Raw genomic sequence first — 26,993 nt, 5'->3', positions numbered from 1 at the left:
AATTTGGCTGTATTTGGAGAGGATCATGGAAAAGTTATTAGAAATTATGCAAGAGTTGCGACAAAAATGCCCATGGGATCAACAACAAACACCCAATAGCTTGACTCGTTATGCGATCGAAGAAGCTTATGAGGTTGAAGCAGCAATTCGAGAAGGGGATCTTAATGAAATTCGCAACGAGTTAGGTGATTTATTATTACAAGTGGTTTTTCAATCCCAAATGTACAGTGAACAAGGCGCATTTAACTTTCATGATGTGGTGGATGCAATTAGTGAGAAATTAATTCGTCGCCATCCGCATGTCTTTCAGACAGAGAAATATCAGCACCTAGATTCGGAACAAGTTAGTGAATTATGGAAGCAAATTAAACAACAAGAGAAACAAGGCAAAGCCCAATCACGTTTAGATGACGTGAAGCATGCACCTGCGTTGCTACAAGCACAAGAAATTCAAAAAAAAGCCGCACAGCTCGGTTTTGATTTTGAAACGGTTGATGATGCTTATGCAAAACTAGATGAAGAACTAGAAGAGTTACAACAAGCGATCAAAAATCAAAAAAGTGATGAAATACAAGAAGAGTTTGGCGATTGTCTATTTTCTTTAATCAATGTAGGACGTAAACTTGGTCTGTCGAGTGAGACCGCATTATTGGCAACGATTTATAAATTTAGAAGCCGATTTGCATATATTGAACAACAAGCACAAAGACAAGACAAAGACTTGCAAGAAATGAGTTTGGCAGAAATGGACGAACTTTGGGAGCAAGCAAAAAGACACTTAAAACTTCAGGGGAAATCCAATGAATTTGCCGCAGCTACGCAGCAAACATAATCTTTTTCTATTCATCTTTTTATATTTAGGGTGTTTTTCATATGTAGATGCGCAGCCTTTTGATCAGTCCTATGAAAAATGGAAAGCGCAACAACAGGCACGTGATCAGCAATTGGCGAAGCAACCAAACAATAATTATTATTTATCAAGACCTACACCACAACAAGGTTCAAAGCAAGTTTCATCTTCTGTAAACATTCAAGGAGATAAAATTAGTTTGAACCAAGCAAATTTACAGCAGCTACAAACGTTGAATGGCGTGGGTGAGAAAAAAGCTCAGGCAATCATTGAATATCGCCAAAAGAATGGTGGTTTTAAAACGGTTGATGAGTTGGTGAATGTCAAAGGAATTGGACCCAAATTGCTCGAAAAAAATAAGGCAAGGTTGGTGTTGTAGGATGAAAAGTGAAATGAATTTGCGAATTAAACAGGCTGATCTGTTGAAACTTCAACAGAATAAATTGCCCTTTGTGTGTGTTACAGCTATGATTAGCGACAAATTGTTATTTACGTCCTGACGTAGGAGACAGTGTCTTTTGCAAACTTTGCGTGCGTCAAAATGTGGTCTGTCCACAACCCAACTCCCTTCTTCAATATTAGATGTGCTTGATAGCCTGACGAAAGCTGGCTATGAGGCATATATTGTAGGCGGCGGTGTTCGCGATATGATGTTAGGTCTTAATCCAAAGGATTTTGATGCTGTCACCAATGCAACACCAGCTCAAGTGAAAGAAGTTTTTGGTCGACGTTGCCGAATTATTGGGCGACGTTTCGAATTAGCACATGTTTATTCTGGTCGTGAACTGATTGAAGTTGCGACCTTTCGCGCCCCCCCAAAAAAGGCAGTGACCAGTGCGTCTGGCATGATTCTGCGGGATAATAATTGGGGAACGATTGAGCAAGACTTTGCACGTCGAGATTTCTCAATTAATACCTTGTATTATCAACCGCGCCAAGCCATTGTGCTTGATTTTTGCCATGCGGTTGATGATATTAAAACCCGTACTTTACGGTTTTTGGGTGAACCTGCGCAGCGGTTTGAAGAAGATCCTGTGCGAATGTTACGTGCTTTACGTTTTGCTGCGAAACTTAACTTTCAAATTGATCAATCGATTATTGATGTTTTTAATGTTGAGCTGACGCAACTGTTACGTGATGTCTCACCGCATCGTTTATATGATGAGTCTCAAAAGCTCTTTACTATGGGGCATCTCGCGCGCGTTTTGCCGATGTTGATTGAGTTTGGGGTTTGGAAACAGTTATTTGCTGAAATTCCTCCAGAACTCACGACTTTTATTGAACGTGCAGCCAAGAATACCGATCAGCGAATTCAAATTGGCAAGACCATTAATCCAGCATTTTTCTATGCGGTCTTGTTGTGGAAGCCATTTTTAGAACGCTGTGATTTTTATTTAAATAAAGGTGTTGTGCCTGCTGAAGCGCGTGCGCAAGCGGGTCTTGATGTGCTTAAACGTCAGGCGACACGAACTATTATTCCGCGTTTTGCAGAAACCTTTATTCGTGAAGTTTGGGAAATGCAAACCCGTTTGTTGAATCCGAAACCACAACAAATCGAGGCTTTGGCTGGACATGCACGTTTCCGTGCAGGATTTGACTTCTTATTGTTGCGTGAAAAATCAGGTGATCGTAGTACTGACGGTATGGGTGTTTGGTGGGAAGCCTACCAAGAAATGTCAACAGACCAAAAAGAAGCAACAATCCGTCAATACAATCGTCAACGGAGTAAAACACGCCGTAAGGCTGTTGAAGTCGATGAAGCGAAAGTGACAGAGATTGAGCCTTTAGTAAATGTGCCTGAGCCAAGAAGTCGTCGTGCTAAAAAAGAACGTGTGAGAGCTGATGAATCTGCGAGTCGTTTTATCGAAAAAGCGACTATGGGTTCTGGTCAAATTCATACGGATCACCCGATTCTCAAGCGTAAACGGGTACAACGTGATTTAGCCCAAGTTGTTTTTGGACCAACACAATGACGACTCGTGCTTATATTGGTCTAGGTAGCAATTTAGGTGATTCGCAACAGATTCTGAGTGAAGCTGTTGTGAAGCTAGCAAGCTTAGGTTTAGTACAGGTTTCACGACTTTATCAAAGTCCGCCAATGGGGCCGCAAGATCAGCCGAATTATTTAAATGCGGTTGTTCAACTCGATACCACACTTGCACCGCTTGCCCTATTAGATCAATTACAACAATTTGAGCAAGATGCAGGGCGTATCCGTGTGCGGCGTTGGGGCGAACGAACGCTTGATCTTGACTTGCTGATCTATGGTCAAGAGCAGATTCAAAATGAACGTTTGACAGTACCGCATATTGGTCTTTTAGAACGTGATTTTGTGATTGTTCCCTTATTGGATTTAGATGCTCATTTACAGTTGAATGGGTGTTCATTAAAAGATTTAGAACTGGTACAGCAGGCAAACTTAACTGTAATCGCAGACCAGTCTTGGGCAACCGCTTAAGATTGCTTTGTTCTGGAAACGCCGTAGAGGACATCATCATGATTAGTCTAAGTGACTTAAGAAAATTTAAAGCCGAAGGACGTAAGTTCTCATGTCTCACTTGTTACGATGCAAGTATGGCTAAAGCGATGGAGTTGGCTGAAATTGATACGATTTTAATCGGTGATTCTCTAGGCATGGCAATTCAAGGCAGAGATTCTACGCTGCCTGTGACAGTTGAAGATATGGCTTACCATACGGCAGCTGTGCGCCGTGGCAATTCACATGCTTTAATTATGACTGATTTGCCATTTATGAGTTATGCGACGCTTGAAGATGGTCTAAAAAATGCCAAAGCCGTGATGCAAGTAGGCGCACAAATGGTCAAGATTGAAGGCGGTGCGTGGCTTGGTGAATTGGTACAAGTTTTGACCCGTAATGGTATTCCTGTGTGTGTACATTTAGGTTTAACACCACAATCGGTACATGTATTTGGTGGCTATAAACTTCAAGCACGCACACGCGAAGCAGCAGATCAGTTGATTGCAGATTGCCAAGCTGTGGTTGATGCGGGGGCAGCTGTTTTATTACTTGAGTGTGTGCCAGCACAGTTAGGTCAGGAAATTGCTGAACTATTTCCAAATACACCTGTGATTGGCATTGGAGCAGGTAATCAAACCGATGGGCAAGTCTTGGTTGTACAAGACATGCTTGGTTTAACTTTTGGTCGCGTTGCGCGTTTTGTGCGTAATTTTATGAAAGAACAAGCAGGGGAAACAGCAATTATAGATGCGTTTAAATCGTATCATGCTGCTGTTCAAGATCAGTCATTTCCAGCGAAAGAACATACTTTTCAAGTTGAGCTCTAACTCATGAAAACAGAAACAACAATACAAGGTTTAACTGCATCATTAGCACCAGCAAGAACAACAAAAAAATTAATTGGTTTTGTACCAACTATGGGGAATTTGCATGAAGGTCATTTGACTTTAGTGCGCGCTGCAAAAAAAATCTGTGATGTTGTTGTGGTGAGTATTTTTGTCAACCCAATTCAGTTTGGTGCAGGCGAGGATTTTGATAGTTATCCACGTACTTTAGAACAAGATAGTCGTTTATTGGCAGATGTGGGTTGCGATATTATTTTTGCACCTTCTGTTGAACAAATGTATGGAAAACATCCTCGTTTAACCAATATTAGTGTTAGTCAAATTACCAATGATTTATGTGGTGAGTCACGACCTGGTCATTTTGATGGTGTTGCCGTTGTTGTAACCAAATTATTCAATATTGTACAACCAGACTATGCTTTTTTTGGTCAGAAAGATTATCAACAATTGGCAGTGATCCGTCAGTTGGTACAAGATTTAAACATTCCGCTTGAAGTGATTGGTGTGCCGATTGTACGAGCAGCAGATGGCTTAGCCTTAAGCTCACGTAATGGTTATTTATCAGAGGAAGAGCGAATTGCTGCTCCAACGATTTATCAATTATTAAAACAAGCAGAAGCTGCATTGGGAGAAGGGCAGGCACTTTCACAAGTGTTAGCAAATATCTCAATTGAATTGACACAAGTTGGCTTTGTTGTGGATTATGTAGAAGCGCGCCAGCCTAATTTGCAACCAATTGAACAATTTGATCGTGATTTAGTTCTGTTTGTTGCCGCTAAATTGGGCTCAACTCGTTTGATTGATAATTTGCAGATTGATTTTAAAATATAAAAAGTAAAGGGCAATATGCGATGAAGCGTATTCTTATCGTTACAGGACAATCAGGCTCAGGAAAATCCTCTGCATTACAAGTGTTAGAAGATCTGGGCTATTATTGTATAGATAACTTACCTTTGGCATTGTTGCCTGAAATTGTGGCTAAACTGGATCATGAGAATAACTTAGAACAGTTGGCATTGGGTGTGGATATTCGGAGTACTCGTGCTGATATGCAGGAGTTTGACCATGTTTTTGAGCAATTAAAAAAACATGGTACGGTCGATATCATTTATTTAACCACGCAAGATCAAGATTTAGTTGCACGGTTTAGCTCTTCGAGAAGACCGCACCCGTTGGCAAATCGTTTTAATAGTCTGTTGCAATGTATACAAGAAGAAAAACAGCTATTAATCCCCATCCAATTTCGTGCAACAGTGCATATTGATACAACGGGTAAAAGTGTCCATGACCTTAAGCATATATTGCTGTCTAGATTAGGACAATCTGATAAGTTGATTGTTATTTTGCAATCTTTTGGTTATAAGCATGGCATTCCATTGGATGCGGATTATGTTTTTGATGTACGTCATTTACCGAATCCTCATTGGGACTTAGAGTTGCGTCGTCTTTCAGGATTGGACGATCCTGTGCGTCGTTTTTTAGAAAGTAATCAACAAACCAATGAAATGTTTGCTGATATTTTTGCTTTCTTGGAAAAATGGTTGCCTGCTTTTGCAGAAGGACATCGACATTATATGACTATTTCAGTGGGATGTACGGGTGGACAACATCGTTCAGTTTATATTGTGGATAGACTCAAACAAGCTCTTAAGGCAAAATGGACTGTCCAAATCTTACATAGAGAAATGAAGCACTGGTCATGATAGACACAACAATTGATGTAATTAATAAACTCGGCTTACATGCGCGTGCATCTGGTAAGCTGATTGAAGTGACGACAAAATTTAGTGCTTCGATTCAAATCGGTAAGGGTGATAAACTGGTTGATGCGAAAAATATTATGTCTTTGTTGATGTTAGGTGCTGGCAAGGGCATTACATTAAGATTGGTAATTGATGGTGCTGATGAAGATAAGGCACTGGAAGAAATTCAAATGCTGTTCGCAGCAAAATTTTATGAGGCAGAGTAATAGTGGCACGTAATACCCAGCGTTTTACCGATGAAGATTTTGAGTCATTAGACGGGCGTGCGAGTAGAACTGAGCAGAAAAAAGCTGTACAGCGAATGGCAGCTTTGGGTGAGCAATTAGCTCAACTCAATCCAAAGCAAATTCAGAAGCTTCCAGTTGATGAGCGTTTAATAGATGCTTTACTTGAAGTACAAAATATTAGTGCTCATGAAGCACGTCGTCGTCAATTTTTACGTATTGGTAAATTATTACGAAATGAAGATGAAACCACGATTTTATCTTATTTAACACCGCAACAAGGTGCTAAAAAACAAATGCAATTGATGCGTTGGGTGGATCGGATGATTGATCAAGGTGATCCAATCATTAATGAGTTTAGCAAAATCTATAATGCTTCTGAACGTCACACATTACGTCAGCACGTTTTGCGTATTCATCGGGATATCAAACAGCAGGTGAGTGAAGAGCAACTTGTCGCATCCAAGCTTAAATTTGTGAACTATGTGCAGCAAGTCGCCTTGTTATCTGATCAAGGTTAAAGCTAAAAAGAAGTTTCCTTGGAAACTTCTTTTAATTTTGGGGTATTAACTTTCAAATGAACCATCTGCTCGTTGTTTTGCCCATTCTCTTAAAATAAACTTTTGTAATTTCCCTGTCGATGTTTTGGGAATCTCAGTAATAATTACATCTTTGGGAACTTTAAAGCGAGCCAGTTCTTTTTGGCAATGTGCAATGATGTCTTCGGCTGATGCAGATGCACCTTGCTTCAACTCAATAAAAGCACAAGGCACTTCTTGCCAGCGTTCATCAGGTTTTGCTACAACCGCAGCCGTTAATACAGCAGGGTGACGGTAAAGCACATCTTCGACTTCGAGCGATGAAATATTTTCGCCACCTGAAATAATAATGTCTTTAGAGCGATCAGTAATTTTGGCATAACCATCAGGATGGCAAACTGCTAGATCGCCTGTATGAAACCAACCACCTTTAAAGGCTTCTTCAGTCGCTTGTGGATTTTTGAGATAACCTTTCATCACGATATTACCACGGAACATAATCTCGCCCATTGTTTGCCCATCATTCGGTACAGGCTGCATCGTTTCAGGATCAAGTACTCGCATGCTGTCTTGGAGTGGATAAGGAACACCTTGACGAGAGTGTAGTTGAGCTTGTTCTTGAATGGATAAATCACTCCAGCCTGCTTGCGAAGCACATAATGCCGATGGGCCATAGGTTTCCGTCAAACCATAGACATGGTTAACATTGATTCCAAGATGACGCATACCTTCAATAATCGCAACAGGCGGGGCAGCTCCAGCAACCATGACTTCAACATGGTGGTTGAAAGCTGTTTTTTGTTCTGCTGGAGTATTGATGAGCATGGATAAGACAATTGGTGCGCCACAGAAATAATCGACTTTGTGTTTAGCGATGTATTGAAAGATGAGAACGGGGTCAACTCGACGTAAGCAAATATTGGTGCCGCCACTGGCTGCAATTGACCAAGCAAAACACCAACCATTACAGTGAAATAGCGGCAGTGTCCATAGATAAACTGCACGAGGTTTCATACCGCATGCCAAGATGTTACTGGCCGCATTCAGATAAGCACCACGATGGTGATAAACCACACCTTTCGGATTCCCTGTTGTGCCTGAGGTGTAATTTAAACTAATCGCATCCCATTCATCTTGTGGAAGTAGCCATTCAAATTCAGAATCACCTTCAGCCAACCACGATTCATATTCATATTGCCCAAGCGCAATTTGCTCACCTTCATATTCCTGATCAAATACATCAATCACAATAATGTCTTGAGAGACCAGCGTTAGGGCTTCTGCTGCAAGTTGTCGAAATTCAGGATCGACCAAAAGGACTTTGGACTCGGCATGAGCCAACATAAATGCAATGGTTTTGGCATCGAGGCGAGTATTCAGCGTATTGAGTACCGCACCTGCCATTGGTACAGCAAAATGTGCTTCAATCATTGCAGGTACATTCGGCAAGAGTACCGAAACGGTATCATTCTTTTGAATACCTAACAGAGTGAGCTGATGTGCAAACTGGCGGCAGCGTTGATAGCTTTGTTGCCATGTGATTTGACGTTCCCCATGAATAATTGCGGCTTGGTGTGGATAAATATAAGCAGCACGTTCTAAATAACGTAAAGGTGATAAGGCAACGAAATTTGCAGGGGTTCTCGGTAATTCATCATATGCACTAACCATGTGTTTGCTCCATTTGTGTTTTTTTCATTTATATCTATATCAACATAGTGTGTCATTCAGTCTAAATCATTTAGGCTTTAGTCGGAGATGGTGCCTAATCAATCTAGGTTTTTATGATTGAAAGGTTTCATCCTCAACTAAACCTGTGTAAAATCTTGAATACTTTTTTATCCGCCGTTTTTTATCTTTTGAGGTTCGCCTCAATACATAATCTCGCGGTGATATGCTCCTTCGTATAGGGCATCACTCCTTAAGGATTTTATTATGCCAATTATCACTTTGCCAAATGGCGATCAAAAACAGTTTGATCAAGCCGTATCTGTGATGGACGTTGCATTAAGCATTGGTCCAGGTCTTGCAAAAAATACCGTAGCAGGTCGTGTCAATGATCGTTTAGTCGACGCTTCAGACTTGATTGCTGAAGATGCAACTGTACAAATTATCACGCCTAAAGATGAAGAGGGCGTAGAAATTATTCGTCACTCTTGCGCACATTTAGTTGGTCACGCGGTTAAACAATTGTTCCCAGAAGCAAAAATGGTGATTGGTCCAGTCATTGAAGAAGGTTTCTACTATGACATTTGGATGCCACGCCCATTTACTCTAGATGATATGGCAGCGATTGAAGAGCGTATGAAAGCGCTTATTGATCAAGATTACGATGTCATTAAAAAAATGACACCACGTGATGACGTGATTGCAGAATTCACAGCACGTGGCGAAGAATACAAATTGCGCTTGATCGCAGACATGCCGAATGAAACACAAATGGGCTTGTACTACCATCAAGATTATTTGGATATGTGCCGTGGTCCGCACGTACCAAATACTAAATTCTTAAAATCATTCAAGCTCACAAAAATCTCTGGTGCTTACTGGCGTGGTGATGCGAAGAATGAACAGCTTCAACGTATCTATGGCACGGCTTGGGCTGATAAAAAACAGTTAGCTGCATATATCAAACGTATTGAAGAAGCTGAAAAGCGTGACCATCGTAAAATTGGTAAAGCATTAGACTTGTTCCATATGCAAGAAGAAGCACCGGGTATGGTGTTCTGGCATCCAAATGGTTGGACAATCTACCAAGTGCTTGAACAATACATGCGTAAAGTTCAACAAGACAATGGTTATCAAGAAATTAAGACACCACAAATTGTTGACTTAGTGCTATGGGAGAAATCGGGACATGCTGCAAACTATGCAGACAATATGTTTACGACGCATTCTGAAAATAGACATTACGCAGTAAAACCAATGAACTGCCCATGTCATGTACAAGTGTTTAACCAAGGCTTGAAATCTTACCGTGAATTACCAATTCGTTTAGCTGAATTTGGTTCATGCCACCGTAATGAGCCATCAGGTTCTTTACATGGTATTATGCGTGTCCGTGGTTTTACTCAAGATGATGCACATATTTTTTGTACTAAAGCCCAAATTGCACAAGAAGTCTCTGAATTTATTAAATTGACTCTAGCTGTTTATAAAGATTTTGGTTTTGAAGAAGTGCAAATGAAATTGTCAACACGTCCAGAGAAGCGTGTCGGCAGTGAAGAAATGTGGGATACTGCTGAGAAGGCCTTGGCTGATGCTTTAGATGCTGCTGGTTTGCCGTGGGATTTGCAACCTGGTGAAGGTGCATTCTATGGTCCAAAAATTGAATTCTCATTGAAAGACTGCTTAGGTCGTGTATGGCAATGCGGTACAATTCAATGTGATCCAAATATGCCTGAACGATTAGATGCTACTTTTGTGACTGAAGAAAATGATCGTGATCATCCAGTCATGCTACATCGTGCAATTCTTGGTAGTTTTGAACGTTTTATTGGTATACTAATTGAACACTATGCGGGCTTCATGCCACCTTGGCTTGCACCTATTCAAGCATGTGTCATGAATATTACTGATTCACAAGCTGAAGCATGTGAGCAAGTAGTCGCAAAACTCAAGGAAAATGGTCTTCGTGCTATTTCTGACTTGAGAAATGAAAAAATCGGATTTAAGATTCGTGAGCGTACCCTAGAGCGTATTCCTTACCTTTTAGTTCTTGGTGATCGAGAAGTGGAAGAAGGTACTGTTAATGTGCGTACTCGCTCAGGAAAAAATTTAGGTACTATGTCGGTAGATGCGTTTATTGACTTAGTTAAATCTGCCGTTGCCGAACGCGGCCGGTACATTGTGGAGTAATAAAGATTAAACAGCCTGACCGTAACCAACAACAAGGTGCTAAAAGTAACCGTCCTGCGATTAACGATGAGATTCGTGCGAAAGAAGTACGTCTCGTTGCGGCAGATGGGGAACAAAAAGGTGTCGTTTCATTAACTGAAGCGTTGCGTGCTGCTGAAGAAGCTCATCTTGACTTGGTTGAGATCGTTGCAAATGCAGAGCCACCTGTTTGTAAAATCATGGACTACAACAAGCATTTATTTGACTTAAAGCAAAAGCAAAAAGATGCGAAGAAAAAACAGCATCAAGTGCAAGTGAAAGAAATCAAGTTACGTCCTGCAACGGACGTAGGTGATTACCAAATAAAATTGCGTGCAATTTTACGTTTCCTTGAAGAAGGAAATAAGGTGAAAATTACCCTACGATTCCGTGGTCGTGAAATGGCGCATCAGCAGCTTGGTTTGGTTCAATTGCAAAAGATTGAAGCTGACGTTGCTGAATTTGGCGTGATTGAACAAGCACCGAAGATGGAAGGGCGTCAAATGGGCATGTTAATTGGTCCGAAAAAGAAAAAGTAATTTTTCTTTAAAAAAAGCACCGCAACAAGCGGTGCTTTTTTATGTCAAAAAATTATGGATTGACCTACTCAGAAGCTTACAAGTCTCAACGACAGCTACTTAAAATAAAACATGTTAAACCATGACTAATGAAGTGAATTCATAACTGTAAATTGTGCTTGTAGTTAGCATGTTTTATTTAGTCATAATATATAGGACATAGGTTGTTTGGATAAAAACGGAAAGAATTTTTTAGGAAAATAAGTGTGATTTTCACAATATTTTCTTTTAAAACATAGTTTTATTGTTTGTTTTTGTGTTGGGTTGCTGATTAGTAAGGAATAAATATGCTATAACGAGGCAACCATCATGAGAAAGATGAATAGGGTAATAAATGATTGACTTATATTATTGGGGCACACCCAACGGCCATAAAATAACAATTGCCTTAGAAGAAATGGGGCTCGAATATCAGATTTTCCCAATCAATATTTTAGAAAATGACCAATTTCAACCTGATTTTCTAAGAATTTCTCCTAATAATAAGATTCCAGCGATTGTTGACCAAATTGGTCCACGTGGTGAACCAATCTCTGTATTTGAATCAGGTGCGATTTTGCAATATTTGGGTCGAAAAACAGGTTTGTTCTATCCGGCTGATGAGCAAGAACGGGTTGAGGTGGAACAATGGTTAATGTGGCAAATGGGTGGATTTGGTCCAATGCTAGGGCAGAATCACCATTTTAATAAATTTGCACCTGAACGAATTCCGTATGCAATTGAACGTTATATCAATGAAACTAAACGCCTTTACACTGTACTAAATAAGCAATTGATTGGTCAGAAGTTCGTAGCGGGTGAATACTCAATTGCAGATATGGCAATCTTACCATGGGCATTGCGTTATGAATGGCAGGGGATTCAGTTGGAAGATTATCCTTATGTCCAAGACTATATTGAACGTTTAACGGCTCGCCCTGCAATACAAAAAGCTTTGTCGATCCAAGTCTAATTTTTCTATCGTGTTTAAGTTTGCCTCATGAGTTATTGGTTATTGTTTATATCTGCTTTTGGGGCTGCAACCTTATTACCGTTACAGTCCGAAGCAGTATTAATAACCTTATTGATACAAGGGCTTTCCAATCCTCTTTATCTGATCTTGGTTGCGACTATTGGTAATGTCTTAGGTTCTTGTGTGAACTGGTGGTTAGGGTTGAAAATTGAACATTTTAAAGATAAAAAATGGTTTCCTGTTTCAGAACAGCGTTTAGAGCAGGCGCAACAGATTTATCATAAATATGGTTTTTATTCACTTCTACTGAGTTGGACACCTGTGATTGGTGATCCAATTACCTTGATCGCAGGTTTGATGAAGGAAAATTTTTGGCGATTCTTATTGGTTGTGACAATTGCCAAAGGTGGTCGTTATCTCACTTTATATGCTTTATATCTAGGAATTTTTTAAAAATAAGGGAAAGATTTAGCCTTTCCCAAAATACTTAATCATTAGTCCCTTTGGTAATATCGACTTTGAATAAGTCATTGGTTTTAAACCAACAGTAACTTACAACCGCGAGCGTCATACAGCCGCCAAAAATAGTTGCGGTGATTGTCCCAAGATATTTAGCTGCCAGACCTGATTCAAACGCACCGAGTTCATTGCTCGATGAAACAAACATGCCATTTACCGCAGCAACACGACCTCGCATATTCTCGGGTGGAAAAATTTGCAATACAGTTTGGCGGACTACCACGGAAATACTATCGCAGGCACCCGTCATCATCAGTGCAAACAGTGACAGCCATATATTGTTTGAAAAAGCGAATAAAATTGTAAAAATACCAAAACCAGCCACTGCCAAGAGCATATTTCGCCAAGCGTGGTGCATGGGTGGGAACTTGGTCAGGACAATCATGGTAATAAGTGCGCCAATAGATGGAGCTGCACGTAAATAGCCTAAACCTTCAGGACCAACGTTTAAGATTTCCTCAGCAAAAATTGGCAAGAGTGCAATCACGCCACCAAATAATACCGATACCAGATCTAGAGAGATTGCCCATAAAACAATTTTGGTTTTCCAGATAAAGCGGAAACCATCAGTCAGGCTTTGTAGTACATTCTCAGTTTCCATTTTTGGAAAGGTGCGTTTCTGTAAGCAATTAATCAAAATAAAGCAGATTGCCAATAATGCGGTCACGGCAAAAAGACTGGTTTCTCGGCCAAGAAATGCCAACATAAAACCACCTAACATTGGCCCAATAATGACACCACTTTGCCAACCGATGGTGGTCCATGTTGCACCATTGGCATACAGTTCGCGAGGAATCAAAAAGGGTTTGAGCGAGGTTGCTGATGGGTTATAGAAGCCCCGTATTGTTCCTAAAGCAAAAATAACGGCATAAATGCCCCAGGACAGTGTGCTAATGCCAATTTTTTCTAAGCCATGTAAATGGAACAAACCCCAAAGCACTAAAGGCAAAGGAATGGAAAAGAATAAACAAACTTTCATAATACTTTGTTTATTCAGCTTATCCGCAAAATAACCACCCCATAAGGATAGGGTAATGAATGGAATCGCTTCGGCTAGACCAATAAAACCCAAGGTGAGTGGATCACGGGTGATTTGATAAAGTGAATAGGCGACGATAATTTCCTGAATCAAAATTGCCAGTGTTAAGCAGAATTGATTGAGGGTGACAATAGAGAAATCCCGATACCGCAATGCAGCGAAAGCATCATTTTGTATAGTCATATTCTTTTGAATTTAAAAGCTTGTACTTATTATAGGTGTTAATTTTGTAGATGTTTCTCGTAATTTGAGAATTGATGATAGAAAATAACGTTTATATAAAATAGATGATTTACTATCAAAAAATGAGCAATTTACTTTTGTTTTAGCTTGCTATGCTTTAGAATACTCGCTCCCTTACCTGCAGGTCGTTTTTGCAATGGTGCAAACGTTCCGAACAGGTGTTCAAAAGAGGTTGTTATGCCTAAGATGAAAACTCGCCGTGGTGCAGCTAAACGCTTTAAAGCGACTGCTAACGGTTTTAAGCGTAAACAAGCGTTCAAACGCCACATTTTGACCAAAAAATCTGCTAAGCGTATCCGTCAATTGCGCGGCTGTGTAATGGTTCACGTAAGTGACGTTGCATCAGTTCGTCGTATGTGCCCATACATCTAAGGAGATTATAAATGGCTCGTGTAAAACGTGGTGTAGTGGCTCATCGTCGTCACAAAAAAATTCTTGCTCGCGCTAAAGGTTACTATGGTGCTCGTTCACGCGTTTACCGCGTAGCGTTCCAAGCGGTAATCAAAGCTGGTCAATACGCTTACCGTGACCGCCGTCAAAAGAAACGTCAATTCCGTGCTTTATGGATTGCGCGTATCAATGCTGGTGCTCGTTTAAACGGTTTGTCTTACAGCCGTATGATCGATGGCTTGAAAAAAGCTCAAGTGATCATCGACCGTCGCGTATTAGCTGACATCGCTATGCATGATGCAGTTGCATTTGCTGCTTTAGCTGAAAAAGCTAAAGGCGCATTAGCTGCATAAGCTTAGAGATTCAAAGAAGGCCGCTTTTTAGCGGTCTTTTTTATTTTTAGAACATTCATTTTAAACAATAGATAATAAGCAGAGATAAATGATGCAAGATGAAATTTTTTTAAATGATTTAATTGAAAAAACTAAACAAGGTCACCAGTTCAAGTATTTATATTTTTGGGGACATACTCCAAAGCAAGCCAATCTTGTTGATAAAAGTTGTTTGAGTCAGTGGTTTCCATCGCCATTTAAACAGGATGGAATTGAATATCTCACGGCTGAACATTATATGATGGCGCAAAAAGCGAAACTCTTTCATGATGATGAGATATTTAATCAAATTTTGAAGGTCACACATCCAAATGAGGCAAAGCAACTTGGTCGAAAAGTGCAGAACTACGATGAACAAGTGTGGCTAGAAAAACGCTTTGATATTGTGGTGGAAGCCAATCTAGCTAAATTTTCACAGCATCCTGAACTAAGTGATTTCTTAATAACGACGAAGGATCGTATTCTTGTTGAGGCATCACCCGTTGATAAAATTTGGGGCATTGGTATGTCGCAAGACCATGAACAGATTCAAGATCCGAAACAATGGAAAGGCTTAAACCTACTTGGTTTTGCACTCATGCACGTGCGGTCTCAATTTCTGGCTCAGTCACACTGAGCCTTTGAGGGGGTATACTCAGATTATAAGTTTGTTCAAACATCATGATGTTATAGCAGTGCAATTTGAGCCAACATCTGAATCTGATTTTATCAACATGTATGAATATGACTTGGAGCGTAATGAGGGTTATAGCCCAAAATAATAAGCAACCATACAAATGATCACAGTTAGGATAATCAATTTAATAACACCTGCTGTTCCGACTTTATGGTGGTGTACTTGATTAAAATGTTCTGAGGTTTCCATGGTTCGGTCAATGATTTCAGGTTCGGCAGTGAGCTGAGCTGTTTGATAATGGTTGGCTATTTTGACGATAAGCTTTGCAAATAAATCATCCGTTTTTTGTGAAAAATTACGTAGATTGATTTGTTCTTCTGGGCTAATCAATTCACCTGAATCATGATAAGGGTGTCGTCTTTTTTCTTCTAAATAATCAGTTAATGCTTGGGTGCGATGTAATAAACGATGCGCACAGTCCGCAGGATAATCGGTTGGAATGAGTGCAAGCTGTTTGCTTGAAATAGCTGTTGGATTAATCTCGTAGCCGTAAAAAGGAAAGTCTTGTTGTTCAGGTTCTAAAAAGTCTTCAGTATATTTATGATTGAATAACTCTCGTTCTAAGAAAACGGCAATCTCATTCCAATTTAATTTTTGTAAGTCTGCATCAACTTTTTTTGCGAATTTATCATTCAACTCATAGCGCCAAAAGCTTTCTTCGCGGAGCGTTGTGCATTGAGAAAGTGGAGCTTCAAACTCATTATCACTGTTGTACCACTCTGCAAGTTCAAGTCCACAAATCCAAGCAGTTTTCTTATTGGCTTGATGGCTGACAATAAAATGCGCAAAGGGAAGTAGCTCGACATTAGGATTTGGGTTCTGCTCATCATTGAGGATGCTAGATAAATGTAGGCTGAGTTTTTTTACGCCTTGCTTTTTTAAACCGTCAAGCCAAATTTGGAAATGTTGAGCCAAGAGATGCTGTGAGCGTAAATCTCTAAAGATCAGTCTATTTTGGTTGAAAATTGGGTGTTCAATCCAACGACTAAAATTAAGATTTCCTGCAAGAAACTCATTGCCATAAGTGACAAGTGTAAGCTGTTGTTTCCAAATTTGATCAAGCGCCATCGTTATTATTTCTCATGGACGATAGCGCTATCTTATACATTTTATTCAGTTATTGATGATTTTTTACGAAAATTTAACTGATTGGTTGGCAAACTCCTTTATTTTGTTGTTAAACCTAAGTTTGAAAAAGTACGCTATTTAAACAGTGGTTTATCTTCATAAAATAGGTAAAAAGCTGATAAACTATAGCGTTTTATTATATTCCTATATTTTGTTGCTTTGAGAGTTACTATGTCATTGGAAGCCCTGACCACTGAAGCGCTTGCTGCCATTGCAGCGGCTCAAGACCTTGCTGCACTCGATCAAGTCCGTGTGCAATTTACAGGGAAGAAAAGCCAGCTTGCAGAGCAGTCGAAAGCACTTGGAAAAATGGATCCTGAAGAGCGAAAGGTACAAGGTGCTGCGATTCATGCTGTTCGTGAAGCAATCAATACGGCTTTGACCGAGCGTCAACAGACATTGCAACAGGCTGAACTTGCGAAAAAGTTAGCAAGCGAAACGATTGATATTACTTTACCAGGTCGCGGTCAGCGCATGGGAAGTATTCATCCTGTTACTCAAGTACAAGAACGTATTTGTCAATTCTTTACCAAAGCAGGTTTCCAAGTTGCACATGGACCTGAAGTTGAAGATGATTATCATAACTTTGAAGCCTTAAATATTCCTGGGCATCACCCAGCGCGTGCGATGCATGACACGTTCTATTTTGATGCTACGCATTTGCTGCGTACCCATACTTCGGGTGTGCAAATCCGTACCATGGAAACCAGTCAACCACCTATTCGTATTGTGTGTCCTGGTCGTGTATACCGTTGTGACTCGGATCAAACCCATTCTCCGATGTTCCATCAGATCGAAGGTTTATACGTTGCTGAAAATACCAGTTTTGCCGAGTTAAAAGGTTTGTTAATCAACCTACTGAATGAATTCTTCGAAAAAGATTTAAAAGTACGTTTCCGCCCGTCTTATTTCCCATTCACTGAGCCAAGTGCTGAAGTGGATATCATGGATGAGCGTGGTCGTTGGTTGGAAGTCCTAGGTTGTGGCATGGTGCATCCACATGTACTTCGTGCTGCAGGCATTGATCCTGATAAATACAAAGGTTTTGCTTTTGGTCTAGGGGTAGAGCGTTTTGCAATGTTGCGTTATGGCATCAATGATTTGCGTATGTTCTACCAAAATGACGTGCGTTTCTTACGCCAATTTGCCTAAACAGTTTTTCAGGATTAAAGAAGGTTTCTACAAATGAAAATTAGTGAAAATTGGTTACGCACGTGGGTCAACCCTGCGATTGATAGCGAAACACTTTCTAATCAATTGACCATGCTTGGTTTAGAAGTTGATGAATTAGCACCTGTAGCAAAACCGTTTACGGGTGTGGTTGTTGGTGAGGTTCTCACGGTTGAACAACACCCAGATGCAGATCGTTTACGTGTGACAACGATTAATATTGGTTCAGGTGAGCCATTACAAATTGTATGTGGTGCACCAAATGTTCGTGTAGGAATGAAAGCACCTGTTGCCACGATTGGTGCGGTATTACCAGGCGATTTTAAAATTAAAAAAGGCAAACTGCGCGGTGTTGAATCACAGGGGATGCTGTGTGGTGCTTCTGAAATTGATTTAGAAGATAAAATTGATGGGTTGTTAGAACTGCCTGTTGATGCACCAGTTGGAATGAATATTCGTGAATATTTAAAACTTGATGACAATGTGATTGATATTAGCATCACGCCAAACCGTGGTGACTGTTTTAGCATTCGTGGTATTGCCCGTGAAATTGCAGTGATCAATCAGCTACAAGCAAATGAACCTAAGATTCAACCGATTTCGGCAACGATTACGGATGAAAAAGCAGTCACCATTACAACTGAAGGTACGCCACGTTATTTAGGTCGTATTATCAAAAATGTGAATGTGAAAGCAGCAACACCTGAGTGGATGGTACAAGCACTTGCTCGTTCAAGTCTTCGTACGCATAGTATTTTGGTGGATATTACCAACTATGTATTGCTTGAGTTGGGTCAACCGATGCATGCTTTTGATCTAGCAAAAATCGAAGGTTCGATTCAAGTTCGCCAAGCTCAGCCACAAGAAAAACTGACTTTGCTGAATGATCAGGAAGTTGAATTGCAAGATGATATGATGGTCATTGCTGATGATCAAAAAGCATTGGCAATTGCAGGGATTATGGGTGGCTTAGACTCATCTGTAACAGATGATACGCAAGATATTTTCCTTGAAAGTGCGTTTTTTGCGCCTTTAGCGATTGCGGGTCGTGCGCGTCGTTTTGGTTTACATACTGATTCTTCACAGCGTTATGAACGCGGCGTTGATTTTGAATTGCCAATGATTGCGATGCACCGTGCTTCTGAACTGATTCAAGCCTTTGCTGGTGGTGAATTTGGTCCAATTACGGTTGCTGAGCAAGAAGCTTTATTGCCGAAGCGTGAAGCGATTGCATTGCAACAAGCGCAAGTTGATCAGTTATTGGGTTATGAAGTGGCTGGTGATTTTATTGCTGATGCTTTGATGCGTTTGGGTTGTGACGTTGAAACCAAAGCGCAAGGTGAGTGGAGTGTCGTTCCGCCATCACACCGCTATGATATGGCAATCTATCAAGATTTAATCGAAGAAGTTGCACGTATTCACGGCTATGACAATATTCAAATTAGTTTGCCAAAAATTGATGTGCAATTAGAAAAGTATCAAGACCGTTTTGAAATTGCACAATTACGTCAAACTGTTGCGACATTGGGTTATCAAGAAGCAATCAGCTTTAGCTTTGCTGATGCAAAACTTGAAAAGCAGTTGAATCCAAATGTACAACCATTAATGCTTGCCAATCCAATTTCAAGTGATTTGGCAGCAATGCGTAGTACCTTGTTATCGAGTTTGATTCCTTGTGTGCAGTACAATCTCAATCGTCAACAGCAGCGTGTACGTTTCTTTGAGTTGGGCTTGCGTTTTGATTATCAGAATGCGCAAAGTATTCATGATCTTCAGCAAATTCCAACTTTGGCACTGATTGCCGTTGGTTCTCGTACACCAGAATCTTGGCATGTGAAACCTCAAGCAATGGATTTCTTTGATTTCAAAGGTGAGATTGAGGAGGTTTTAGCTGCGGGTCGTGTGAATGTTGAATTTGTTCGTACTGAACGTGCGTGGCTACATCCAGGTCAATCTGCAGAAATTTTAGTCAATGGACAATCGATTGGTTATCTCGGTCGTTTACATCCATCTTTGGAAAATGAACTTGATTTAGGCATAACTTGGGTTGCTGAGCTAGATCAACAGGCGGTTTTGCAATCTTATGTATCTAATTTTACAGAATTATCACGTTTTCCATCGGTTAGACGTGATATTGCGCTTTTAATCTCTGATAAGATTGAGGTAAGAGATATTCAGCGATTGATTGAGCAAACTGGTGGAGAATTACTCGACTCTACATGGTTGTTCGATGTGTATACGGGACAAGGGGTTGAACAAGGTAAACGCTCTTTAGCTTTTGCATTGTTGTGGCAACACCCAACTCGTACGCTTGAAGATGCTGAAATTAAATCTGGTATGGATAACATTATTCAAGTGTTGGAAGACACTTACCAAGCGACATTGAGGGCCTCATGACAGCATTAACAAAAGCAGAGATGGCGGACCATTTAAGTGAGCTTACTAGCTTAAATCGCCGTGAAGCAAAACAGATGGTCGAGCTATTTTTTGATGAAATTAGCCAAGCATTAATTGCGGGTGAACAAGTCAAACTTTCAGGGTTCGGTAATTTTGAGTTACGAGATAAACGAGAGCGTCCGGGACGCAATCCAAAAACAGGCGAAGAAATTCCGATTTCTGCTCGCCGAGTGGTGACGTTTAGAGCGGGTCAGAAATTTAGACAGCGTGTTGGAAATGAGCAGATCGATTGATCTGCTTTTTTTATATTTTATTTCGATATTTATGAACTTTAATAAAATTTGGGCATAAAAAAAGAGAACCAAAGGTTCTCTTTTTTATAATCTAGAATTAGATTATTGAGCAGCAGAAGCTGGAGCAGCAGCAGAAGCTGGAGCAGCTTCAGAAGCAGCAACTTCAGAAGCAGCAACAGTAACTTCAGAAGCAGCAACAACAGCTTCAGAAGCAGCAACAACAGCTTCAGAAGCAGCTACAGCTTCAGAAGCAGCGCCTTCAGCAGCAGGAGCTTCTTTTTTAGCACAGCCAACGAAAGCTAAAGTAGTAGCAACGGCAGCAGCAACAGCAAATTTTTTGAATAACATGGCATCACTCTCATAAAATTGTGAGATTAAAAAAAACCTGAGTTAGTCTGTTTGTGCTTTTATTATTCCTAAACGCTTTAGGTAACAACGCAGGGAGCAGCCTAACTGGTCTGTCGCTATCCTATCAAAGCAAATCATGAATTACTACTGTTCTGTCCAACAAAACGACAAAAAGGGTCAGAATTTGGCTATTTTTTGATAGAAAAAAACTATTGAAAATTAGTTTTGAATCGGTATATGGCTAAAAATGATATCTTGAAATTACTAATAATTATATAAAACAATTGTTTGTGAAATTATTGTGATTTTAAAATTTTCTGTAAATATTATGTAAGCATGTCAACCAAATAAAAAAAGCTACCATTGGAGGTAGCTTTTTTATAGTCTTGATTTAAGTTGAGGCTTTACGCTTCATTTGATCAAAGAAATCATCGTTGGTTTTGGTTTCTTTCATACGATCTAACAGGAATTCCATTGCTGCAAGCTCGTCCATAGGATGTAATAATTTACGTAAGATCCAAACCTTACGCAAATTTTCTTCACTCATGAGACGTTCTTCGCGACGAGTACCAGATTTCTTAATGTTCATTGCTGGGAATACACGTTTCTCAGCAATACGACGATCAAGCGTAATCTCTTGGTTACCTGTACCTTTGAATTCTTCGTAGATCACGTCATCCATTTTACTGCCTGTTTCAATCAATGCAGTTGAGATAATCGTGAGTGAACCGCCTTCTTCAATGTTACGTGCAGCACCAAAGAAACGTTTTGGGCGTTCTAATGCATGGGCATCAACACCACCTGTAAGTACCTTACCTGATGATGGAACCACGGTGTTGTAAGCACGTGCTAAACGCGTAATTGAGTCGAGCAGAATAACAACATCTTTTTTATGTTCAACTAAACGTTTTGCTTTTTCGATGACCATTTCGGCAACTTGAACGTGGCGAGCAGGGGCTTCATCAAATGTTGAAGCAACAACCTCACCGCGGACCGTGCGTTCCATTTCGGTAACTTCTTCTGGGCGTTCGTCAATTAAAAGTACGATTAAGAAGACTTCAGGGTTATTACGGACAATTGACTGCGCAATGTTTTGTAATAACATTGTTTTACCGGCTTTAGGCGGCGCAACAATAATTGAACGTTGACCTTTACCAATTGGTGCAACCAGATCAACAACACGCGATGTTAAATCTTCTGTAGTGCCGTTCCCGAGTTCCATTACCATTTGTTCGGTTGGAAATAATGGTGTTAAGTTTTCAAATAAAATTTTATTACGTGAGTTTTCAGGCGTGTCGTAATTAATCTGGTTGACTTTTAATAAAGCAAAATAGCGTTCACCTTCTTTAGGTGGACGAATTGTGCCAGTAATGGTGTCACCTGTGCGTAAATTAAACCGACGGATCTGTGATGGGCTGACATAAATGTCATCAGGTCCTGCTAAATATGAACCCGCAGCCGATCGTAGGAAGCCAAACCCATCAGACAGAATTTCGAGAACACCATCACCAAAAATTTCTTCGCCATTCATAGCGTGGCGTTTTAAAATGGCAAAAATAATATCTTGTTTACGGTTACGTGCCATACCTTCAAGGCCCATAAACTCCGCAATTTTAATGAGTTCGCCAATGGGTTTTTTCTTGAGTTCAGTTAAGTTCATAAGTGGTCAGACAGAATGGAATAAGTTGAGGGGGTGTTGAAAAAGAATAAAAAATCGACCGCATACATACATGCTGATGTAATTGTATTTACACAATCACAGTTCAGTAGTCTGGTTCATTGTTTCAGAGAGAAATGTGAAAACAATTGTTATTGCCGAGCGGCGATCTTATGTTTTGTATCTTGTAAGAAGTGCGATGAAGTAGATTCCATTCAAAGCTTCTTGATCAAAGAATATAGTTGAAATTAAGGAATTTGTCAATTTTTACTGAAATGCACCATTCAATTAATAGCGCATTTCAGTATTTCACATAATCAAAATTTAATTAGATATGTTGATCAATAAATGCTGCAAGTTTAGAGCGAGGTGCAGCACCGACTTGTTGAGCAACAACTTCGCCATTTTTAAACATTAATAACGCAGGAATATTACGAATGTTATATTTTACAGCGGTATCTTCACACGCCGTCACATCAACTTTAACGATTTTTACTTTGCCTGCATATTCATTTGACAGGTCTTCAAGAACAGGTGCAATTGCTTTACACGGTGCACACCAACCAGCCCAAAAATCAACAAGTACAGCTGTATCAGCATCCAAAACATCTGCTTGGAAGTTTTCATCAGTGGTATTAACAATAGTCGCAGACATGAGGTTACTCCAAATTTGAGAAATAAAGTGCGAATTGGTTCATCATCACGATGAATATTACATTGCTACTTTATTCAATGTAAGGGTTTGTTGCGATTATTCAAGTTTGAAAATGAAAAGTCTAATGGATGCTCACGATATTGATCATCGGCTTATACAATGATTTATAGAATAAAAGCGAAAATACGCGACTTTTATTGCTTAAAATGACTTTAAAATTGTAAGCATGTGAATTACTCTAATGCGTGAATTGAGCATGGGTTTATATGAATAATGTCTGATTTTCTGATTGATGAAGAATTACTTGCTGCAATTGATATGGGATCAAATAGTTTCCATCTTGCGATTGCTCGTGTTGATCACGGTGAAGTGAAAAAAGTTGCTTCAATGTCAGAAAAAGTACAGTTAGCCGCTGGGCTAGATGAAAATAAGAATTTAACTGAAGCTGCGCAACAACGTGGACTAGCGTGTTTAGCACGGTTTGTTGGGCGTTTAAGTTCAGTACAGGCAAATCGTTTGCGAATCGTGGCGACCAATGCTTTAAGACAAGCAAAAAATGGTCATGAATTTATTCAGAAAGCCGCTGAAATTTTACCCAAACCGATTGAAATTATTGCTGGTCGTGAAGAAGCACGCCTAATTTATTTAGGTGTGTCGCATACCATGGCGAATGGTGGACGACGTCTAGTCATTGATATTGGTGGGGGATCAACCGAATTTATCATCGGTGAGGAGTTTGAGCCACTTCATACCGAATCATTACAAATGGGCTGTGTCGCTTATAGTAAAGCTTATTTTGTTGATGGTGAGATTTCAAGTAAGGCTTTTGATAAAGCCGTGGTTGCTGCACGTAAAGAGCTTTCTGCGATTGCGAATACTTATAAAGCTGAAGGTTGGGATACTGTCGTTGGGTCAAGTGGAACCATTAAAGCTTGCCGCCAAATTGCAGTGAATCTTGGCTTAAGTGATGAACAAGAAAACTTAACACGTGATGGATTATATAAGTTAAAAGATCGGTTACTCAAATTTAAACATACCTCAGAGATTGATTTTGAAGGTCTGCGTGAAGATCGCCGAGCAGTTTTGCCAGCAGGTCTTGCGATTTTATATGCAATTTTTGAAGTGCTGGATATTGATAAATTGGCATATTCTGATGGTGCCTTGCGTGAAGGTGTGATGTATGACTTGCTTGGTCGTTTCAAGCATGAGGATATTCGAGATCGCAGTGTACAAGCTTTGATGGGGCGTTATAACGCAGATCCAAAGCAAGCCGAACGAGTGGTCAATACCGCACAACAGTTGTTTGATGGGGTTGCTCAGTCGTTACATTTAACCACAGAAGACAGTGACTTATTACGTCGTGCAGCCTATTTACATGAAATTGGCTTAGCGATTAGTCATGGTGGTTATCATCGCCATGGCGCATATTTACTGCAACATTCCGATATTCCTGGTTTCTCACAAATTGATCAAAATCACCTTTCACATCTTGTTTCACATCATCGCCGTAAGTTACGTGCAGATGCAAAAAATGACGTTTTAAAGGTGGGTGGTAGTCATTTAGTCTACCTTTGTTTGTTACTCCGTTTAGCCATTTTGCTGAATCATAGTCGTAGTGATCAGATGCTTCCTGCCATTGAACTAAGTGTTGTAAATGATCAACAATGGCAACTCAGCGTTTCTGGCGATGCTAAACAATGGCCTCTATTGGTTGCTGATCTGCATGATGAACAAGTTCAGTTTAAGCATTGGGACATTGGATTACATATCCAGTCAGACAAATTTGTTGATTAACAATACATCCTTGTTAGGGATTATCTACGACTTATGAAAAATAAAGCGATTCAGTCCAAGGCTTGGGCTACGGTTCAAATTGCACGACACCCTGAACGTCCGCAATTTCTAGATTATGTCAGTGAAATCTTTACTGAATTTGATGCACTTCATGGTGACCGTTTATTTGGTGATGATGGTGCGATGATTGGTGGTTTGGCGCGTTTTGACGGACAACCTGTGATGGTCGTCGGTCAACATCGTGGTCGCAGCACACGTGAAAAATTACAGCATAACTTCGGCATGTGTAATCCAGAAGGTTATCGTAAATCGCAACGTTTATTGGATATGGCTGAGCGTTTTAATCTTCCAGTTTTTACTTTTGTTGATACCATGGGTGCATATCCAGGCGTAGGCGCGGAAGAGCGTGGTCAAGCGGAAGCGATTGCAACTAGTCTGGCACAACTTTCAAGCTTGAAAGTTCCTGTCATTGCCACAGTATTGGGTGAGGGCGGTTCAGGCGGTGCATTGGGTATTGGTGTTGCAGATCGTGTAATCATGCTGTCACATAGTATTTATTCGGTGATTTCTCCAGAAGGTTGTGCATCAATTTTATGGAAAACAGCCGATAAAGCAGCTCAGGCGAGCGAGGCACTTGCTTTAACCGCAGATAAGCTTAAAGCTTTGGGTATTGTTGAGTATGTTGTAGATGAAGGTGAGGGTGCGCATTTGCAACCTGAAAAAGTCATGTATGATTTGAAAGATGTACTAAAACAAGCTTTAGATGAATTGCAACCGATGGATGCTCAAGCACGATGCGACGCACGTTATCAACGTTTAATGAAGTTTGGCAGCAGCAATTTAGGCATCGTGTCTTAGCACAAACACAACAATTTCCTGAACACGCCCAATTTTTAATTGGGTGTAGCGGCGGCATGGATTCCATGCTGTTGCTGTATCTAATGGCTGAAATTTTTCCAACACAAACCCGTGCGATTTATATCGATCATCAATTACAGTCGATGAGCGCTGCGTGGGGAATGCAAGTACAAAAACAATCTGAAGTGTTGAATATTCCTTGTATGGTTCAGAAAGTCTCTGTTGAGACGGGGAATTTAGAGCAACAAGCTCGCCAAGCACGTTATCAAGCCTATCAGCAACATTTGAAACCCAATGAAATTCTAGTTTTGGCGCATCATCAGCAAGATCAAGCTGAAACGTTATTATTACGGTTATTTTCTGGGGCAGGAGTCAATGGTTTGGCTGCGATGCAGCAAATTGATATCCGTCAAGAGATGACCATTTGGCGACCATTTTTAGATTTAAGCCGAGAACAAATTGAGCAATGGTCGCAGCAATTTGGTTTTGATTATGTTACCGATCCAACCAATCATGATACGCATTATGATCGGGCGTGGTGCCGAGAAGAACTATGGGCCGTTTTACAAAAACGCTTCCCGAAGATGCAAACGGCTGTCGCTCGTACCAGTTATCTTATGCAGGATGCCGCTGAAATTTTAGCGGATGTGTTACAGGGCGATTGGAAGCAATGCGCCACACATCGTGAGCTTGACTTGAATACATTTGCTCAACTTTCCGCAGCTCGACAACGTCAATTATTGTCTGCTTGGATGAAAGGAGATGATCAATATCGTCCAAGCTACGAGATGGTAAAACGCTTACAACAAGAAGTGATTCTGGCAAAACCAGATGCTCAAGCGACTTTACACATCAATCAAGATTATTTCGTTCGCTATCAGAAGAAGTTATATCGTTTAACTCACGACCAGTTATATGCAGAAAAACAATCTACCATTCCATCTGTGTTGTTAGAGCGATATGAGATGGGTGAAACGATCAAAGTTGCGGCTGGAACATTTAAGATCGAATCTCAAACTCTTGGGTTTTCCCCAAAGCTTCTAGGGCGAGAGCTAATGTTACTGAAACGGCAAGGGGGTGAAAAAATTCATCTCTATGGTCGAGTTGGGCATTGGCCACTCAAAAAAGCCATTCAAGATGCACAGATTTTGCCTTGGTTACGTCATACAATTCAAATATTAGTCGTGGATAATGTTATGCTTGGGGTTTTTAGCCCTAAAGGTTTCTGGTTGGCACAATCTGAGTATCTAGAGCAGGGTGGTTGGCAACCAAGTTTAATTTCTGACTGTAATGACTTTTTTCAGCAGTCTTTTTCACGTGATGAGTAG

28 protein-coding genes are annotated in these 26,993 nt (G+C 40.3%); 22 read left to right on the top strand and 6 right to left on the bottom strand.

Features of this window, described 5'->3' with window-relative positions:
- The first annotated feature begins 25 nt into the window (after positions 1–25).
- The 9 genes from mazG (at position 26) to yjgA (ending at position 6,682) form a co-directional block, all read left to right on the top strand.
- Positions 26–832 carry a nucleoside triphosphate pyrophosphohydrolase gene (gene mazG / locus C502_RS0103845; protein WP_018677543.1) on the top strand — a complete coding sequence of 269 codons (807 nt, stop codon included), beginning with the start codon at positions 26–28 and terminating at the stop codon, positions 830–832.
- Positions 801–1,229, top strand: a complete 429-nt coding sequence (locus C502_RS0103840) for a ComEA family DNA-binding protein (protein ID WP_018677542.1) — start codon at positions 801–803, stop codon at positions 1,227–1,229. The genes mazG and C502_RS0103840 overlap by 32 nt, the downstream gene beginning before the upstream one ends.
- 139 nt (positions 1,230–1,368) lie before the next feature.
- Complete coding sequence (pcnB, locus tag C502_RS0103835) at positions 1,369–2,823, top strand: polynucleotide adenylyltransferase PcnB (protein ID WP_018677540.1); 1,455 nt, start codon at positions 1,369–1,371, stop codon at positions 2,821–2,823.
- Positions 2,820–3,308: a 2-amino-4-hydroxy-6-hydroxymethyldihydropteridine diphosphokinase gene (folK, locus tag C502_RS0103830; RefSeq protein ID WP_018677539.1), complete on the top strand. Its 489-nt coding sequence runs from the start codon at positions 2,820–2,822 to the stop codon at positions 3,306–3,308. Before pcnB ends, folK begins: the two co-directional genes overlap by 4 nt.
- Before the next feature lie 38 nt (positions 3,309–3,346).
- A complete protein-coding gene (gene panB, locus C502_RS0103825; protein ID WP_018677538.1) occupies positions 3,347–4,156 on the top strand; it encodes a 3-methyl-2-oxobutanoate hydroxymethyltransferase in 810 nt (269 codons plus the stop codon).
- 3 nt (positions 4,157–4,159) lie between these two features.
- On the top strand, positions 4,160–5,005 hold the full coding sequence (panC, locus tag C502_RS0103820; protein WP_018677537.1) for a pantoate--beta-alanine ligase: 846 nt from the start codon (positions 4,160–4,162) through the stop codon (positions 5,003–5,005).
- A gap of 20 nt (positions 5,006–5,025) precedes the next feature.
- Positions 5,026–5,877 carry an RNase adapter RapZ gene (gene rapZ, locus C502_RS0103815; RefSeq protein WP_018677536.1) on the top strand — a complete coding sequence of 284 codons (852 nt, stop codon included), beginning with the start codon at positions 5,026–5,028 and terminating at the stop codon, positions 5,875–5,877.
- Positions 5,874–6,143, top strand: coding sequence for an HPr family phosphocarrier protein (locus C502_RS0103810; protein ID WP_018677535.1), 270 nt, complete (start codon positions 5,874–5,876; stop codon positions 6,141–6,143). Before rapZ ends, C502_RS0103810 begins: the two co-directional genes overlap by 4 nt.
- Before the next feature lie 2 nt (positions 6,144–6,145).
- Positions 6,146–6,682 carry a ribosome biogenesis factor YjgA gene (gene yjgA / locus C502_RS0103805; protein ID WP_018677534.1) on the top strand — a complete coding sequence of 179 codons (537 nt, stop codon included), beginning with the start codon at positions 6,146–6,148 and terminating at the stop codon, positions 6,680–6,682.
- A gap of 45 nt (positions 6,683–6,727) precedes the next feature.
- Here the strand turns inward: yjgA and C502_RS0103800 are convergent, their stop codons facing one another.
- Positions 6,728–8,371: an acyl-CoA synthetase gene (locus C502_RS0103800; RefSeq protein WP_018677533.1), complete on the bottom strand. Its 1,644-nt coding sequence runs from the start codon at positions 8,369–8,371 to the stop codon at positions 6,728–6,730.
- A gap of 264 nt (positions 8,372–8,635) precedes the next feature.
- Between C502_RS0103800 and thrS the strand changes: the two genes are divergently transcribed.
- The 4 genes from thrS (at position 8,636) to C502_RS0103780 (ending at position 12,559) form a co-directional block, all read left to right on the top strand.
- The gene (gene thrS, locus C502_RS0103795) at positions 8,636–10,558 is read left to right on the top strand and encodes a threonine--tRNA ligase (protein ID WP_018677532.1); all 1,923 of its coding nucleotides are present in this window, start codon (positions 8,636–8,638) and stop codon (positions 10,556–10,558) included.
- Between the two features lie 5 nt (positions 10,559–10,563).
- The gene (gene infC, locus C502_RS0103790) at positions 10,564–11,115 is read left to right on the top strand and encodes a translation initiation factor IF-3 (protein ID WP_081401092.1); all 552 of its coding nucleotides are present in this window, start codon (positions 10,564–10,566) and stop codon (positions 11,113–11,115) included.
- Positions 11,116–11,488: 373 nt separating this feature from the next.
- Positions 11,489–12,106, top strand: a complete 618-nt coding sequence (locus C502_RS0103785; protein WP_018677530.1) for a glutathione S-transferase N-terminal domain-containing protein — start codon at positions 11,489–11,491, stop codon at positions 12,104–12,106.
- Between the two features lie 27 nt (positions 12,107–12,133).
- Positions 12,134–12,559 carry a YqaA family protein gene (locus tag C502_RS0103780; protein ID WP_018677529.1) on the top strand — a complete coding sequence of 142 codons (426 nt, stop codon included), beginning with the start codon at positions 12,134–12,136 and terminating at the stop codon, positions 12,557–12,559.
- Positions 12,560–12,593: 34 nt separating this feature from the next.
- On the opposite strand, the gene C502_RS0103775 is transcribed toward C502_RS0103780, so the two are convergent.
- Positions 12,594–13,847, bottom strand: coding sequence for an MFS transporter (locus C502_RS0103775; protein WP_018677528.1), 1,254 nt, complete (start codon positions 13,845–13,847; stop codon positions 12,594–12,596).
- 237 nt (positions 13,848–14,084) lie between these two features.
- On the opposite strand from C502_RS0103775, the gene rpmI reads away from it, so the two are divergent.
- From rpmI to C502_RS0103760, 3 genes are all read left to right on the top strand, one after another.
- Positions 14,085–14,279 (top strand): 50S ribosomal protein L35, encoded by a 195-nt coding sequence (rpmI, locus tag C502_RS0103770; protein ID WP_004278281.1) that lies wholly within the window; start codon positions 14,085–14,087, stop codon positions 14,277–14,279.
- 11 nt (positions 14,280–14,290) lie between these two features.
- Entirely contained in the window at positions 14,291–14,650 is a 360-nt protein-coding gene (gene rplT / locus C502_RS0103765) for a 50S ribosomal protein L20 (protein WP_004664213.1), read from the top strand.
- 91 nt (positions 14,651–14,741) lie between these two features.
- The gene (locus tag C502_RS0103760; RefSeq protein WP_023274525.1) at positions 14,742–15,305 is read left to right on the top strand and encodes an NADAR family protein; all 564 of its coding nucleotides are present in this window, start codon (positions 14,742–14,744) and stop codon (positions 15,303–15,305) included.
- A 129-nt stretch (positions 15,306–15,434) separates the two neighbouring features.
- Here the strand turns inward: C502_RS0103760 and C502_RS0103755 are convergent, their stop codons facing one another.
- On the bottom strand, positions 15,435–16,433 hold the full coding sequence (locus C502_RS0103755) for a hypothetical protein (RefSeq protein WP_018677526.1): 999 nt from the start codon (positions 16,431–16,433) through the stop codon (positions 15,435–15,437).
- A 231-nt stretch (positions 16,434–16,664) separates the two neighbouring features.
- On the opposite strand from C502_RS0103755, the gene pheS reads away from it, so the two are divergent.
- The 3 genes from pheS to C502_RS0103740 are packed head-to-tail and all read left to right on the top strand — an operon-like array spanning position 16,665 to position 20,353.
- Positions 16,665–17,645 carry a phenylalanine--tRNA ligase subunit alpha gene (pheS, locus tag C502_RS0103750; protein ID WP_018677525.1) on the top strand — a complete coding sequence of 327 codons (981 nt, stop codon included), beginning with the start codon at positions 16,665–16,667 and terminating at the stop codon, positions 17,643–17,645.
- Between the two features lie 33 nt (positions 17,646–17,678).
- Positions 17,679–20,060 carry a phenylalanine--tRNA ligase subunit beta gene (gene pheT, locus C502_RS0103745; RefSeq protein ID WP_018677524.1) on the top strand — a complete coding sequence of 794 codons (2,382 nt, stop codon included), beginning with the start codon at positions 17,679–17,681 and terminating at the stop codon, positions 20,058–20,060.
- Complete coding sequence (locus C502_RS0103740; protein ID WP_004664224.1) at positions 20,057–20,353, top strand: integration host factor subunit alpha; 297 nt, start codon at positions 20,057–20,059, stop codon at positions 20,351–20,353. The genes pheT and C502_RS0103740 overlap by 4 nt, the downstream gene beginning before the upstream one ends.
- Positions 20,354–20,455: 102 nt before the next feature.
- On the opposite strand, the gene C502_RS0103735 is transcribed toward C502_RS0103740, so the two are convergent.
- The 3 genes from C502_RS0103735 to trxA form a co-directional block, all read right to left on the bottom strand.
- A complete protein-coding gene (locus C502_RS0103735; protein WP_018677523.1) occupies positions 20,456–20,701 on the bottom strand; it encodes a hypothetical protein in 246 nt (81 codons plus the stop codon).
- 391 nt (positions 20,702–21,092) lie between these two features.
- Positions 21,093–22,361, bottom strand: coding sequence for a transcription termination factor Rho (rho, locus tag C502_RS0103730; RefSeq protein WP_018677522.1), 1,269 nt, complete (start codon positions 22,359–22,361; stop codon positions 21,093–21,095).
- A 325-nt stretch (positions 22,362–22,686) separates the two neighbouring features.
- Positions 22,687–23,013, bottom strand: a complete 327-nt coding sequence (trxA, locus tag C502_RS0103725; RefSeq protein ID WP_018677521.1) for a thioredoxin — start codon at positions 23,011–23,013, stop codon at positions 22,687–22,689.
- 273 nt (positions 23,014–23,286) lie between these two features.
- On the opposite strand from trxA, the gene ppx reads away from it, so the two are divergent.
- The 3 genes from ppx to tilS are packed head-to-tail and all read left to right on the top strand — an operon-like array spanning position 23,287 to position 26,993.
- Positions 23,287–24,807, top strand: a complete 1,521-nt coding sequence (gene ppx, locus C502_RS0103720) for an exopolyphosphatase (RefSeq protein WP_018677520.1) — start codon at positions 23,287–23,289, stop codon at positions 24,805–24,807.
- Positions 24,808–24,840: 33 nt separating this feature from the next.
- Positions 24,841–25,665 carry an acetyl-CoA carboxylase carboxyltransferase subunit alpha gene (locus C502_RS0103715; RefSeq protein WP_018677519.1) on the top strand — a complete coding sequence of 275 codons (825 nt, stop codon included), beginning with the start codon at positions 24,841–24,843 and terminating at the stop codon, positions 25,663–25,665.
- Complete coding sequence (tilS, locus tag C502_RS0103710) at positions 25,602–26,993, top strand: tRNA lysidine(34) synthetase TilS (protein ID WP_081401091.1); 1,392 nt, start codon at positions 25,602–25,604, stop codon at positions 26,991–26,993. The genes C502_RS0103715 and tilS overlap by 64 nt, the downstream gene beginning before the upstream one ends.

It is taken from the genome of Acinetobacter tjernbergiae DSM 14971 = CIP 107465 (assembly GCF_000374425.1).
Taxonomy (GTDB): domain Bacteria; phylum Pseudomonadota; class Gammaproteobacteria; order Pseudomonadales; family Moraxellaceae; genus Acinetobacter; species Acinetobacter tjernbergiae.
This window is presented reverse-complemented; position numbering and strand designations above follow the sequence as displayed.

Coding starts and splice junctions, on each gene's coding strand:
- rho (WP_018677522.1), bottom strand. CDS start 22,361: ATGAACTTAACTGAACTCAAGAAAAAACCCATTGGCGAACTCATTAAA.
- C502_RS0103735 (WP_018677523.1), bottom strand. CDS start 20,701: ATGTTATTCAAAAAATTTGCTGTTGCTGCTGCCGTTGCTACTACTTTA.
- rplT (WP_004664213.1), top strand. CDS start 14,291: ATGGCTCGTGTAAAACGTGGTGTAGTGGCTCATCGTCGTCACAAAAAA.
- ppx (WP_018677520.1), top strand. CDS start 23,287: ATGTCTGATTTTCTGATTGATGAAGAATTACTTGCTGCAATTGATATG.
- panB (WP_018677538.1), top strand. CDS start 3,347: ATGATTAGTCTAAGTGACTTAAGAAAATTTAAAGCCGAAGGACGTAAG.
- pheS (WP_018677525.1), top strand. CDS start 16,665: ATGTCATTGGAAGCCCTGACCACTGAAGCGCTTGCTGCCATTGCAGCG.
- C502_RS0103715 (WP_018677519.1), top strand. CDS start 24,841: ATGAAAAATAAAGCGATTCAGTCCAAGGCTTGGGCTACGGTTCAAATT.
- panC (WP_018677537.1), top strand. CDS start 4,160: ATGAAAACAGAAACAACAATACAAGGTTTAACTGCATCATTAGCACCA.
- C502_RS0103740 (WP_004664224.1), top strand. CDS start 20,057: ATGACAGCATTAACAAAAGCAGAGATGGCGGACCATTTAAGTGAGCTT.
- folK (WP_018677539.1), top strand. CDS start 2,820: ATGACGACTCGTGCTTATATTGGTCTAGGTAGCAATTTAGGTGATTCG.
- tilS (WP_081401091.1), top strand. CDS start 25,602: ATGCGACGCACGTTATCAACGTTTAATGAAGTTTGGCAGCAGCAATTT.
- C502_RS0103810 (WP_018677535.1), top strand. CDS start 5,874: ATGATAGACACAACAATTGATGTAATTAATAAACTCGGCTTACATGCG.
- C502_RS0103780 (WP_018677529.1), top strand. CDS start 12,134: ATGAGTTATTGGTTATTGTTTATATCTGCTTTTGGGGCTGCAACCTTA.
- C502_RS0103760 (WP_023274525.1), top strand. CDS start 14,742: ATGCAAGATGAAATTTTTTTAAATGATTTAATTGAAAAAACTAAACAA.
- C502_RS0103775 (WP_018677528.1), bottom strand. CDS start 13,847: ATGACTATACAAAATGATGCTTTCGCTGCATTGCGGTATCGGGATTTC.
- mazG (WP_018677543.1), top strand. CDS start 26: ATGGAAAAGTTATTAGAAATTATGCAAGAGTTGCGACAAAAATGCCCA.
- C502_RS0103755 (WP_018677526.1), bottom strand. CDS start 16,433: ATGGCGCTTGATCAAATTTGGAAACAACAGCTTACACTTGTCACTTAT.
- trxA (WP_018677521.1), bottom strand. CDS start 23,013: ATGTCTGCGACTATTGTTAATACCACTGATGAAAACTTCCAAGCAGAT.
- thrS (WP_018677532.1), top strand. CDS start 8,636: ATGCCAATTATCACTTTGCCAAATGGCGATCAAAAACAGTTTGATCAA.
- pheT (WP_018677524.1), top strand. CDS start 17,679: ATGAAAATTAGTGAAAATTGGTTACGCACGTGGGTCAACCCTGCGATT.
- rpmI (WP_004278281.1), top strand. CDS start 14,085: ATGCCTAAGATGAAAACTCGCCGTGGTGCAGCTAAACGCTTTAAAGCG.
- C502_RS0103785 (WP_018677530.1), top strand. CDS start 11,489: ATGATTGACTTATATTATTGGGGCACACCCAACGGCCATAAAATAACA.
- rapZ (WP_018677536.1), top strand. CDS start 5,026: ATGAAGCGTATTCTTATCGTTACAGGACAATCAGGCTCAGGAAAATCC.
- C502_RS0103840 (WP_018677542.1), top strand. CDS start 801: ATGAATTTGCCGCAGCTACGCAGCAAACATAATCTTTTTCTATTCATC.
- C502_RS0103800 (WP_018677533.1), bottom strand. CDS start 8,371: ATGGTTAGTGCATATGATGAATTACCGAGAACCCCTGCAAATTTCGTT.